Origin of the sequence: Streptomyces sp. 147326 (assembly GCF_045000215.1) — a bacterium.
In the GTDB taxonomy this organism is placed as follows: Bacteria; Actinomycetota; Actinomycetes; order Streptomycetales; family Streptomycetaceae; genus Streptomyces.
In genome coordinates this window covers 8,412,522-8,424,807 of sequence record NZ_CP134201.1, presented here as the reverse complement: position 1 = coordinate 8,424,807, position 12,286 = coordinate 8,412,522, and the positions used below count along the sequence as shown (strand labels likewise).

General features: G+C 69.6%; 11 protein-coding genes and 1 pseudogene. 5 read left to right on the top strand and 7 right to left on the bottom strand.

What is annotated here, in order from left to right:
• Window positions 1-4: 4 nt before the first annotated feature.
• Both RIU97_RS38945 and RIU97_RS38940 read right to left on the bottom strand, forming a co-directional pair.
• Window positions 5-475 (bottom strand): hypothetical protein, encoded by a 471-nt coding sequence (locus RIU97_RS38945; RefSeq protein WP_404962191.1) that lies wholly within the window; start codon window positions 473-475, stop codon window positions 5-7.
• Between the two features lie 1,067 nt (window positions 476-1,542).
• A complete protein-coding gene (locus RIU97_RS38940; RefSeq protein WP_404962190.1) occupies window positions 1,543-2,115 on the bottom strand; it encodes a snapalysin family zinc-dependent metalloprotease in 573 nt (190 codons plus the stop codon).
• Window positions 2,116-2,584: 469 nt separating this feature from the next.
• Between RIU97_RS38940 and RIU97_RS38935 the strand changes: the two genes are divergently transcribed.
• Window positions 2,585-2,917, top strand: coding sequence for a helicase associated domain-containing protein (locus RIU97_RS38935; protein WP_404963093.1), 333 nt, complete (start codon window positions 2,585-2,587; stop codon window positions 2,915-2,917).
• A 188-nt stretch (window positions 2,918-3,105) separates the two neighbouring features.
• Here RIU97_RS38935 and RIU97_RS38930 read toward each other — a convergent pair whose 3' ends face one another.
• On the bottom strand, window positions 3,106-3,948 hold the full coding sequence (locus tag RIU97_RS38930; RefSeq protein ID WP_404962189.1) for a MerR family transcriptional regulator: 843 nt from the start codon (window positions 3,946-3,948) through the stop codon (window positions 3,106-3,108).
• A 1,188-nt stretch (window positions 3,949-5,136) separates the two neighbouring features.
• Between RIU97_RS38930 and RIU97_RS38925 the strand changes: the two genes are divergently transcribed.
• Together RIU97_RS38925 and RIU97_RS38920 are read left to right on the top strand one after the other, a co-directional pair.
• Window positions 5,137-6,129 (top strand): DUF4344 domain-containing metallopeptidase, encoded by a 993-nt coding sequence (locus RIU97_RS38925; RefSeq protein ID WP_404962188.1) that lies wholly within the window; start codon window positions 5,137-5,139, stop codon window positions 6,127-6,129.
• A gap of 481 nt (window positions 6,130-6,610) precedes the next feature.
• Window positions 6,611-6,967 carry a DUF6283 family protein gene (locus RIU97_RS38920; RefSeq protein ID WP_404963092.1) on the top strand — a complete coding sequence of 119 codons (357 nt, stop codon included), beginning with the start codon at window positions 6,611-6,613 and terminating at the stop codon, window positions 6,965-6,967.
• 591 nt (window positions 6,968-7,558) lie between these two features.
• Here RIU97_RS38920 and RIU97_RS38915 read toward each other — a convergent pair.
• Entirely contained in the window at window positions 7,559-8,008 is a 450-nt protein-coding gene (locus RIU97_RS38915; protein ID WP_189968811.1) for a spore-associated protein, read from the bottom strand.
• Window positions 8,009-8,532: 524 nt separating this feature from the next.
• Here RIU97_RS38915 and RIU97_RS38910 point away from each other — a divergent pair.
• Window positions 8,533-8,673: pseudogene (locus RIU97_RS38910) on the top strand (glycosyltransferase family 2 protein); the annotation flags it as partial.
• Between the two features lie 196 nt (window positions 8,674-8,869).
• On the opposite strand, the gene RIU97_RS38905 reads toward RIU97_RS38910, so the two are convergent.
• From RIU97_RS38905 to RIU97_RS38895, 3 genes are all read right to left on the bottom strand, one after another.
• Window positions 8,870-9,154 carry a hypothetical protein gene (locus RIU97_RS38905; RefSeq protein WP_404962187.1) on the bottom strand — a complete coding sequence of 95 codons (285 nt, stop codon included), beginning with the start codon at window positions 9,152-9,154 and terminating at the stop codon, window positions 8,870-8,872.
• Window positions 9,155-9,469: 315 nt separating this feature from the next.
• A complete protein-coding gene (locus RIU97_RS38900; RefSeq protein WP_404962186.1) occupies window positions 9,470-10,027 on the bottom strand; it encodes a hypothetical protein in 558 nt (185 codons plus the stop codon).
• Window positions 10,028-10,074: 47 nt separating this feature from the next.
• Window positions 10,075-11,193 (bottom strand): hypothetical protein, encoded by a 1,119-nt coding sequence (locus RIU97_RS38895; protein ID WP_404962185.1) that lies wholly within the window; start codon window positions 11,191-11,193, stop codon window positions 10,075-10,077.
• Between the two features lie 430 nt (window positions 11,194-11,623).
• On the opposite strand from RIU97_RS38895, the gene RIU97_RS38890 reads away from it, so the two are divergent.
• Entirely contained in the window at window positions 11,624-12,286 is a 663-nt protein-coding gene (locus tag RIU97_RS38890; RefSeq protein ID WP_404962184.1) for a serine/threonine-protein kinase, read from the top strand.

The following is a 12,286-nucleotide window of genomic DNA, read 5'->3' as shown; positions in this document are numbered from 1 at the left end:
TGCTCTATCGGACTGGACCGCACTCGTCGACCAGCACGGTCGGCTCCGACAGGAACACATCCGGCTCAACGGGGCCGTAGGCAACGTTAAACGTGTCGAGCCAGTACGACCAGTCCCCGTGCCCGACGCCGCTGAATCGGTAGTTCAACTGCCAGCGGACCCACTGGCCCGGCCCCAGGCGCACTGCTGGTGGCCTGCGCGAGCGGGGCGGCATACCGTACACCTGCTCCTCACGTGCCAGCACCCTGAGCCGGTCCTTCTCCTCGCGCAAGCTGACCCCGGCTTCGCCAAGATCCTTCACCGTCTCATGAGGAGCGAAGCCGTCCCACTCCGACATCTCAACGAAATGCGCAAAGGAAGGCGGCACCTGCGGCACCGGGAAGCCAGTCGGTGCTGCGTTCCTGCGGGCAGCGCCGTCCCCACCCCGGGAAAGCTTCGTCCAGGACGTCCTGATCCACTGCACGGTGATCTCCACTGCAACCGCCTTTCGCCCGGGAGACTACGGTGGGCTCACCCTGATCGTCATCCCGGTTACGACACGGCCTCCCGCTCTCAGTTCTCGACAACCGGCCTCCCGGCAGCCCGCCGTGTCGGCCTCCCGGCCCCCGGGCGCGGCACGGGAGTCTACCGGCCGCGCCCCGCAGTCCTAGGGGCGCGGTCTGCTGCCGGTGAGCGGGGACCGCGGTCGGGGCCGGCGCGCCGGGCCGCGGCGGCGGGGAGACCGGGGGCGGAAGGACGGCCGGTACTTCAGATCCGATCGACGAGGCCGCACGCCCAGGACCTCAGACCGGCCCGTCCCCCTCGTCCCGTACGACGGGAAAACCCCGACGAGACGGGAACCGAGTGTCGAAAGTGCCAGAGGTGTGCCGCACACCAGACACCACACACCAAAGACCCCCATCACCACCGCCCCACACCCCTCCCCCAGCCGCCAGCCGGGCCCGTGCGGGTTCCTCCCATCCCCCTCCTCCGGCACGGCACGACCCATCCCCCGGCGGGCCGGGACATCGCGGCCTGGGCCACCGAGTGCAACACGAGGCTCAGCCTGTAAGCCCTGCACCGCCCCTGCGCTGGGAACTGCCGCTCACCGTGCCCGTCCCCCTCCTCGGGCCGGCGCGGCCTGCTGCCGGTGGGCGAGAACCATGGCCCCGGCCGGGCCAGCGCGCCGGGGCCGCGGCCGCGGGGATGGCGGTCGAGCGGAAACGGGCCGCCGTCGGGGAGACCCGGGGCCGGGAAGCGGCCGGTGCGCCGGGCAGGGTCGTCAGGCAGGTGAGGGTCGCCTCCACGAGACGGCCGACCAGGGCCGTGCCGGAGGCCTCCTGCCAGGAGGCGTCGGCGCTCAGGCGGTTCAGGTGCCGGGCGACGGTGTGAGTGCCATCGCTCTCCCCGACCTGCTGCATGGGCGGCCAACAGCGGCCACAGGCACGAGCCGACCAGCAGACCCGCTTCCCGATGAAAGCGCGGCAGTGGACCGGCACGGCCGCCCTCCGGGAATCCCGTCCCAGCCAGGGCCCCGCACCGGCCCACCCGCCGACCCGCCGGTCAGGGGGCGTCGATGAGTACCCGGCCGTCGGTCGGCACGGTTGCAGCGAGCCCGTTCGCGTACGTGTTCTGCACGCGGGACCGCTCCGTCGCGTTGGGCACGGCGTTGGTGCAGGCCGTCCCGGCGCTGGACCCGGACATCAGCTGGGAGCACGGCCCCGGCTTGGTGTCCGGGAGGCCCAGGCTGTGGCCCAGCTCGTGCGCAGCGATGCGCGTCTTGTCGTACCCCTGGCTCACGGCCTGCGCGCCGAGTTCCACTCGGACCTGTCGCCCCGGACGGACCGGACCGAGGGTGGCTTGCGGCCAGCCGGTGGTGGCCACGATGACGATCTCGGCCCGGGACCCGGGCGCGGCCTCCACCAGCCGTACGTTACTGACGTTCGCGTTCCAGGAAGCGACCCCGGCCGCGATGGCCGCTTCCCAGCCATTGGCCCGGCTGTCGTCGTACCGGAGTGTCACTACCGCTGCGGTGGCGTCCGGTATGGGCGCGGGTGCCGCGGTCGCGGCGGTTGCCGCTGCAAGGACCAGCGCGGCGGCGGAGGTGCCGACTTTCAGCCAGGTGCCCAGAGACATGGTCGTCTTCCTTCATGCGTGGGGGGACCCGGCCCCTCGGCGGAGCCGGGGCACTGGAGACGCCGCCACCGCCCGCCTGTGGTCCGCGGGTTCGGACAGCCGCCCTCCGGAGCCCTAAGAAGGTAGCCCCGCACCCCACTATCCCGTCATGCACCTGCCAGCCAATTCCCGCAGGCACTCCAGCCGATGCCCGGTCAGCGGGCGGCACCGTCCAGGGGCTCACGCGGCCGCGCTCGGCGAGCGGGCTACGGACGGCCGCGTCGGTATAGCCATACGGCTACCGGACGGCCCGGCCGCAAAAGGAACAAGGTGCGAACAGGCACGCCCATGACAGCCAGCCACCTTGGTGATTGACGCCGGCCGGCAGCAGCTCAGTCAACCCGTGACAGCCCTGACCACCACCGCTGCACAGCAGGCGCATGGACATCCGTCCCGTCCTGGCTGACGCCCATCTGGTGCCACCGCACCCATTCACACGCTGGGGCGGTGGCTGTCCCAGCAACGGCGCGCCTACCGCGCCGGAACCATGACCGGGAAACGGGCGGCCGAGCTCGAGGAGCTGGGGATCGCGTGGGATACCGCCGACGCCGGCCTCGAGACCGACCTGGCGGCGGCACCGGCCTACTACGAGCTGCACGGAACCCTCGCCGCACCGAGGCACACCACCGCGCTCGACCAGGCCGTCGGACACCGGCTCACCAACGTCCGCCGGCCCCGCGGGCCGGGCAAGGACCCCGTACGGGCGGAGCGGCGGGCCGCGGCCCTCGCCGCGATCGACCCGGACTGGAACCCGGGGCGCTGAGCGGACGGTGGACTGGCAGCGGCGCAGGAAAGGGGGTACCGCGATGGAGATTGTCCTTTGTTAGCGGCCAGTGCGGTCAGTTGTTATGTCACTCTTTGCTACGGCTCGGGCTCGACGCCTGATGCGACCAGCCGTATGCGGATGGACGCGACCAGCTGTCGGGCCACATCGGTGCCGGGCACAGGCGATCAGTGGTCTGCGGAGTGGGCGTCGGCGAGGAGTTGTGCCGTGAGTTCCGTACAACGCATCCGGGCGGGAGAGAAGTCGTAGGGCATCTTGGTGATCGCTTCGAAGGCGCTCATCTGTGTGTCCTCCTCCCCTTTCAGGTCGGCGTCGTAAATCTCGAAGAGCTTCTCCTCTGCCGCATCCAGCCCAGCTGCCTCGATGGCCTGCTCCAGGGCCCTCTGTTGGGCGCATCGCTGTACGGCGAGTTCTTCGACGCGTGGGTCGTGGGTATCGACGCCGTCGTCGAGGGCGGCCTCGGCGGCATCGAGGCGGTCGTCCTCGGCCCTCAGGTCGGGGTGGGTGGCCAGCACGATGAACACGCTGGCTTGGATGGCGGCGCCCAGCGGGCCGAAGACCCGTTCCGTGACCAGCAGGGCGTCGAGGTCGGAGGGGCGCAGTGCGCCCGGGGGCAGGTGGCTGAGCCGGTCCGTGACCAGTTCGGAGAGCAGCCCCAGCGGGTTGCCCACCGCCTGCAGATGGCGGACAGCCGCGCGCTGACGTTCGATTTCGGCCTCCCGCGCCGCCAAGGTTTCCTCCAGCCTGCTCAGGATCTCCTCGATGTCCCGGGCTTCGTCGAAGGCGGCCCGCATATCGTCCAGGCTGATGCCGACCGCTGCCGTCTTGCGGATCCACAGCAGGCGGATCATGTCGTCGTAACCGTAGCGGCGGCGACCGTCTCCACCTCGCTCCGGCTCCGGCAGCAGGCCGATTTCGTGGTAGTGGCGGATGGCACGTGGGGTGGTCCCGGCGAACGCGGCCGCATCACCGATCTTGACCTGGCGGGGAGGCGTGATGGAGAGGTGCATAAGACGGAGCCTTTCGTGCTGGGGTGCCTCGACCACACCACATGCCGCTACGGCAGGTGCAACAACACCATCCAGGTTCCACCGGAGCCAGGCCCTGGCTGCCGCCGGATCCGATCAAGAACGACGAAACGTCGGGCAACGCAGAGTGACCTTCGGCAGCCGGATACCTGCCCACCGAGTGGCCGCCACTGGGGATTTCTAACTGGCCGCCGACAGCAGGGGTGGATGCTGTCGACCGGGGCCGTGACCGGCGACGTGTGACGGCTGTCGGGAACCTGCCCGCGGTCGACAGCGCCACGGGGGCTGGGAGCAGCCCGTCCGAAGGCGGCTCCCAGCCCTGGTTGTTGCGCTTCTCCACCGGGGCGGACGCGGCCGGGGCCGGAGCGGGGGTCGGCTGAACGAGGAGCGGCAGCGCCGGCTCGCCGAACACGGCGTGAAGCCCCAGAAGGCCGTACGTGCGCGTAAGGCCGCCACGGCCACCGGGCCGCGCGCGGGCGGGGAGGCGTTCCAGAAGGGCCTCCAAGCCCTCCAGCAATACATCCAGCGGACAGGCTCGCCCGCGAGGATTCCGCGCTCCCATGTTGAGATCGTGCGCTACGAGGAACAGGACATCGAAGTACGGCTGGGGTGTGGCGCAGCAACATGCGCAGCCGGCAGGGATCACTCCCGGAAGGGCAGCGGAAACAGCTGGCCGATCTTGGCCTGTTCGACTGAGAGGGCCGGTGCGGGCGGGCTGGGCGCAACGACGCCGCATACCCACAATCAGCGAAAGGGACCAGCACGCAGGAGACCTGATCACAAATGACGGCCGGCTCCACGCACCACCCCCCACCCCCCGGCCGTACGCACCAACCTGATCAGCCCAGATCAGCCAACTGGCCACTGATCACAAACGCTCCTCCCGTGCATCACCGCGTTCGCCGAGGCAGGCGTCGACTGGGCGCCGTGAGAGGGCTGGTGCTTCTCGCGCTGGCGTCTGCGCAGTCGGCCAGCACGAGGAGCTGCGGTCTACCGCCGGAAGCCGCGTCGGGGATCCCTGATGCTGCGGTTGTCGAACGGGTCGGACCAGGCGGCCTCCCGAAGGTCGCCCACACAGCGAACGGTCCCCCGTACGGGCGGCTCGACGGGCACCCGCCTCCGGACGGCCGGAGGATCAGTGCGGGGACACACGACGGGAGCCGATTAAGGATGCCGAACACCGCCGGTCGCTCGAAGCAGGCGCGCATCGTCCTGTCAGGTGTGCTGCTTCTCGCCGGGGTCGTCTCGACCGGGTGCAGCGGCGAGGCCCGCGACGCCGGGCAGGGGCCTGGAGCAGGGCCCCGCCCCCAGGTGGCGCGCTCCGGCAGGGTCACCGTCGTCTACGAGGCCCAAACGGTCAAACCGGAGGACCGGGAGGCCGTGGCACTGATCCGGAACTCCCGCGTGCTGGAGCGTACGGCCGACTGGGTGAACAGATCACTCACCCTCCCGCACGACATGGTCGTGAAGGTCACCGCCGCCGTGCCGCCCGGCGTCACCGACGCCGTCACCCAGCCCGACGGCAGGACGATCTTCGTCCCGCCACCGTTCCTGACCGAGATCGAGAAGGCCCTCACCGACGTCGTGAAGACCGTCGAACGGCCCGCCCCTTTCCCCGCGTCCGAGTACAACACCGACGACCTGACCGTGCTGTCGACCGAATTCATCTTCGGCCACGAGATGGGCCATGCCCTGCAGCGCCAGCTCCTCCTGGCCAACCTCGGTCTCGAAGAGGACGCGGCGGACGGCTTCGCGTCCTTCTATACCGTCAACGAGGTCGGGCCGGGCCCGTCGCTGGCCGCCGCGATCCTCTTCGACGAGATCGCACGCAAGGAAGGCACGCCGACCCTGGAGGGCATGTCGAGCGACCACCCCGTTACCCAGCAGCGGGCCTTCAACTTCCTGTGCTACCTGGAGGGCAGCGACCCGAAGAAGTACCAGCAGTCCCTGGTCGACAGCGGCTATCTCCCGAAGACCCGCGCCCCCCTCTGCCCGCAGGCGTGGGCAATGCTGGACTACGGCTGGTGGACCCAGCTCCAACCCCACTTCAGCGGGGCGTTCAGGGTCCGGGGTGCCGAGGAGCAGAAGAAGGCGCACGGGCGGCTGGTCGCGGAAACACAGGCTCTGGCGAAGCGCATCGACGAGATCCGCAGCGGTCAATGAGGCAAATGACGCGTACCCCGACAATCTCGTCCGCGTAGTCGCGCAGCAGGGGAGGCGGGATGGCGCCACCGGTCAGGGTCCGGAGGCTGACGGAGCGGGAGGGGCAGAGGCACCCGCCGCCCGAACCCGGGCGGCCGGCCTCCCAGGCCCTCGTCAGCCCTCGTCCGGGCAGGTCCGGTTCCCGGCCGGCAGCTGCCCGTCGAGCAGGAGGGCGCCCACACGCCACGCGCCGGACGGCACCACGACCCCGGCCAGCCAGCAGGCTCAGGGCCAAGCCGACGGTCTCGTTCCCGGACCGGTCAGCCCATCAGCCGCATGCGGCCGGCACCATCCCCAGCGGTCGCCGGACAGCTCTTCCCCGGCGAAATGAGACGTGCCCGCGCCCCCGCCGTCGATACTGGGGCGCATGGCCTCCTCGATCCGCCCTCCGGCACCACGTCCGTGCGAAAGCTGCCCGTACCGGCGCGATGTACCGGCCTGAATCTGGGCGGGCGAGGAGTACGACAAGCTCCGACGCTACGACGCCGACACCCCCGACCAGCCCCCACTCATCTTCCAGTGTCACCAGACCGACACGGGCAACGACAGCCGGCGAATCTGCGCCGGCTGGGCCGGATGCCACGACAGCGACAACCTCCTCGCCCTGCGCATGGCAGTCCTCGACGGCCGCAGCGACACCGCCACCTACCAGGCCGTGGCCGACTACACATCACCAGTGCCGCTGTTCAACTCCGGCAACGACGCCGCCGACCACGGCCAGAGAGGCCTCACCACACCCACTGACGACGCCCAGCGCATGATCGAAAAGATCAGTCACACCCGCCAAGACCTCCGATGACAGAACCCGCGGCAAGGAGTCCGTGCGCCTACCACAGTGCCCGCACATACAGCGGCGCGTACTGCCGAGGCCGGGGCAGCTGATCCTCGACCGAGGATGACGACGTGCGCCCCACGACCTCCGACCAGCGCCGGCCATAACCACCGTTGGCTTTGTCAGCGAGTTGCGGGCTCTGTCACAGATCTTGGGGAGTGGTCGCGGATCGTGACGATACCGTTCGACTACAGGGAAGGGGCACGAGGCCGGGTCCGTCAGCGTTCACGCATCCTGGTCCACCACCGCTGAGGACCTGTCCGTGGTCCCGGAGGTGGTGGTCCGTTTCGCCACCGAGCAGCCGGATGTCGGTCCGGGTGAGTGCGGTCGGCCGAACCGGGACCGCATCTGCTAGAGGTGCCCCGGTTGCGGCGACGCGCCGACCGGACGGCCGTGCACCCGAGGGAGGAGGCCGGACGCGCCCTCGCCCCGGCAGAACTCGGCGAGTCTGCCGGGGCGAGCCGGACCACGGCGGTTCCCGTGCGGTCGTCGGGTCGTAGGTCCTGCCCCCGACGACCGCACGACGGCACAGAACGTCGCGGTCAGGAGGAGCTCGGGTCAGCGGACCTCGGTGACCCGGTGCTCCTTGCGCGCGCCACAGTTGGAGTTGTACACCTGCACGTGCACGTTGCTGATGCCGCCGCCCCAGTCGACGCAGTGGCCCTTGCCGTACACGTAGGCCGGGCCCGCGTACGACGTGTACCGGCCGTAGTCCTCGCCCCGCTCCCAGGTTTCGGGGACTTCGATCCAGAGGGCCATGTCCACGGCCGCGCCCGGGTTGTTGCGGATGGTCGCGACGCAGTTCTTGCCGTTCGAGGCGTTGTACGTCAGGTAGACGGTGCCCAGCGAGCCGATGGCGGCCGAGTTCACGGTCTTGTAGGCGCTTCCGCAGACCTTCTGCGGCGTGGTGTTGGGCGCGGCGGTGGCGGGCGCCGCCAGCGCGGTCGTGGCCCCCAGGGCCAGGGCGGCGAATGCGGTGGTTGTCAGGACGGAACGGGTGAATTTCATGTTTCCCCCTGGTCGTCATTGGAGTTGGTCGCTCCTGCAAGGTGGGACATACAGGACGGCGGAACGGTTGCGCATCGTCCACAAAAAATGTGACCGCGCCGCCCTACCACCCCGCCCGCCAGCCGAGCTCCGACAGACGGCGGGCAGGCGTCGAGGCCACGCAGGCCGACTTCGCCGCGTTGCGCCAGCAGTCCACGGCTACGCCCGTCACCGCTTAGCGGAGTCGCTACTCACCGGTCCAATCCTCCCCAAGGACCGAGAAGGCGTACGCGGTCTCACGCGTAGCCGTCTCCTCGCAATCGAACATCGAGGTACACTCCGCGACCGCTCCCCAAGATCTGTGCCAGAACCGAGTTCGGGAATCACCGGCCGCCGCGGCCATGCCTATCTGCCCCGCCCCGCCAGACGCCTCAGGAGCAGGTCCGTGCAGCCGGCCATCGTCCGCAGCGTGCCGACGTCGAACCGGCCCTGCACGAAGCCCTGCTCCGCCCGCTGCCGTTGGCTCAGCGCGTCATGGTGGTTGGCTGCGGCCGCCGCTGTCCGGACTCAGGTCATGGTGGGCCGGGTTCTTCGAAGGGATCCGAGTCCCATGCCCGCCACGGCAGCCCATGCGGTGGCGGACCGTGTGGCGCATGACCCGTATTGGCCGCCCCCCAGTCATTTGAGTGAGTGCCGCGTCGTGGACGGAGTTCAGCATCACGCCGTCTAAGGACCGGCGAGGACAGCCGACGGACCACCACTTCGCCTGTCACCGGCACACCGGCTGGCACGTCGCCGGTGTAGTTGACCGAGCAGCGGCTGACGCAGCCGCCGAGAATGAGCGCGTCACGAGAACGCGCCGGGTGGTTCTACGCTGCACCCTCACGACTGCACGTCGCGGACCGCGATCAGTTCGACCGCTGCCCCAGAAGATTTCAGCAGGGGCGCGGCGGCAGCACGCCGGGGGTCAGCCCGGTACGCATCAAGGTTTTCGGTGGCAGGAAAGGTCACGAGGTGGGCCTCAACCCGATCGTCCGGAGTCCGCAGTCTTCGCTGAAGGCGCCCTCCGTGCTCGGCAAGGAGCGGCAAGACGGTGCTCTCGTAGGCGTCGAACGCCTCCAACCCTCCTTCGGGTAGCCGCGCGAGCATCAAGTAGGTGACGGTCATGGCTCCCCTCACACAGCGTTCCGAGGACAGTGATCTTCCGAGCCTAGTCGGGGGCGCGCTCCTTCAACACCGTCCTGCCAGCGGCCCCCGGAGGCACGATGGACAGCAGCGACGTTCCCCTTCCACAGCCCGAGCAGAGCCCACACCTCCGGAGTGACCGTGTCCCGCCCGTGATATGGGCCCACTGCGTCCCAGCCGCGGGCGCGTCCTCCTCGGCGGCCGCCAGCCACCGCCACGCGGGGTCCGGTATCCATCCGTGCTGGTGGTGAGTTCTGATCCACCGGTCGGCCGGCGGAGCGGGCGCGGCTGCGTGACTCATTTCCAGACGGCAAACGCCTCGTCGTCGCTGCGCCGCAGCAGGCCACCCTTGACCCACTCGACCTTCTCGGGCGCCGTGCTGGAGCCCGATGCGGCGAGGTAGACGGAGCAGGCCTCGTAGCTCTCGCCAGCCGGGGCTTGCTTGAACTTGCTGGAGTCGTGCTCGTCGAGGCACTTGTCGAACTTCGGGGCGTCCTTGTAGCTGAGCTTGCCGTCCGTGCCCACGAGGGGTTGCGGGAAGGCGCTCATGATGTTCAACCGGGTCAGCAGGTCGCCGTCCGCTGTGACGTCGAAGGAGGGTCCGTTCACGTCGCCGGCGTCGGTCTTGGTCACGCGGTAGTGGACGTAGTACGGCGTACGGCCTTGATACTGGGCTGCGTCCTTGAGCACGGACAGGTCGCCGGAGGTCCCGGCGACCACGCGCTCCACGCTGACCTCCAGATTGTCCTTCTTCGCCTTGGCGCCGTAGGAGAGCTCCTGGGTGTCGGAGCATCCGGTGAGTACGAGTGCGGCGGCAGTGACGGTGAGGACAGCGAATACGGTACGGGTGTTCAAGATTCCCCCTGTGTTGGTGATCGGAAGGGATTGCGGGCGGCCGACGGTCAGAACCTGCCGACACGGCCCCGGGTGAGCGTCAGGTCCATGGCGACGAACGCCCCCAACCCCAGAAGCGCAGCAAGGTGCAGCACCCACCAACCACGTTCAAAGCTGCTGACGCGGCCCGCCGAGACCACGTCGTTCCCGAGCAGCACCAGCGGAAAGGTGACGGCGCACAGAAGACCCACGACCCTCAGGGCACGAAACCGCGCGTGCGGCTGGATGGCGCGGCAGGCGATGGTGAGCATGCCAAGGAATGAGAGCAACCAGGGCCAAGTCAGCAGCCCACGCCAAGGGTCCACGGCCGGGAAGAGGTCCAGCCCCAGGACGTCCTCTGTCAGCAGGAAGACACCACCCTTTGAGCTTCCGCCCTCGTACTCGAAGAGCATGGCCGGCAAGGGCATCGCGGCAGCGAGCACCGCCCACACTGCGGCACATGTCAGCAGCGCTGCCGTGACGAGGCTCCAGCGAGGCCCGTAGGAGTCCGGCAGGGCAGGCCGGAGGGCGCCGACAGCCGGGCCCGGCTGCCACACTGGCGCGTACGGACGAACGGAGCCCGTGTACGGATCCCCGCCCACGGACGAGTGGCCCGCCGAGGTTCCCACCTCGACGATCCGCACGTGTGCGGGCGCGTACCGCCGCGTCTTTGCGGTCAGCTTCCCGAGGTCGAACTTCCGCCGCTCCACCGCCACATGGAGCTGTGCGGGCATCGACGCATCGGGTGGCAGCACCCCGGCGGGTACGGCCACACCGTCGCGCAGCTGCGTACCGATCAGTACCTGCGGCCCGAGCGCGGCCGACTCGGCGACGACGAAGGCGGTGACATCGGTCCACGGCAACCGGACGTGGCCGATGCGCACGCAGGAGGAGTCGAACTGGAAGAGGACGCGCCGCGCGTCGAACCACGTGAAGACGTACGGCACCAGCAGCACGATGACCGTGCCGCCCTTCACGTCCAGGGCCCAGCCGAGGACCAACGCGACACCCACCAGAGCCCCGATGAGGCCCCAGAGCTTCGCGAGGTCGGATGGGGAGAACGGCCCTGTGACACGGTAGCGCTCCCAGCGAGCGCGGCGGCGCGCAGTTCCTGTCGGCGGCATGGGTGCGGGTTGCGGACGGGTCATGCTGCTATCCCCTGGTGTGTGCTTCAGGCCAACACGGAACGCGGCACCCCTCAGGCGCCCCCCGCGAGCCAGGGTCGGCTCGCGGAACGTTTGTACCGCACGCCGGTGTTGGGCCGCCCACACCGTGGGCAGCCGGAGACGAGGATCACAGAACAGGGAGCCGGACCAGAGGGCAGTAGTTCCGTCACGTTGTTCCATCTCGGCCTGTCCGGCCTGTCCGGCCTGTCCGACTGATCGGCTGGTCCGGGTGTCTCGCCGTGTTCGGGGTGAGCCAGCGCGTCATGAGGTTGATCGTCGCGAGGCGAAGCGCGGCGGCGGAGCGCTGCCGGAGAATGGTCATGGGCAGGTACGCGTGTGCTCTGCTCTGCGGGGTGGGCCCCCATGGACCGACGGTGGTTGGCTGTTTCCGGTGGCCGCTAGGGTGATCGACATGATGGGGGCAGCGGGCGACCTCGTGGGCGGGCGGTATCTCCTGGTGGAGATGGTCGGGCGCGGAGGGATGGGGCGCGTGTGGCGTGGCCGCGACTCGCTGCTCGACCGCGAGGTGGCGGTCAAGGAGGTGCTGCTGCCGCCCGAAACGGCGCCGCACCTCCGGTCGGAGCTGATCGCGCGCACCGAGCGGGAGGCACGGGCCGCAGCCCGGCTGCGGCATCCGGGCATCGTGACGGTGCACGACGTGGTGCACCATCAGGGTGTTCCGTGGATCGTGATGGAGTTCATCACCGGGCCCTCGCTAGCCAGCCTCGTCAGGGCCGAAGGAAGCCTCGGCTGGGAGCGGGTAGCCGCCCTCGGGGAGATGATCGCCGACGCCTTGGCCCACGCGCACGCCGCCGGGGTGGTCCACCGCGACCTGAAGCCCGACAACGTGCTGCTCGCCGGTGAGAGTCCGGTCATCACCGATTTCGGCATCGCCCGGATCCTGGACGCCACCCAGCATCTGACAGGGACGAATACCGTCATCGGCACTCCGCAGTACATGCCGCCGGAGCAGTTGGAGGGCCGACGTGTGGGGCCTCGGCGGACATGTGGGCGCTCGGTGCGACCCTGTACACCGCGGTCGAGGGACGCCCGCCGTTCGACGGGTCGACCCTGA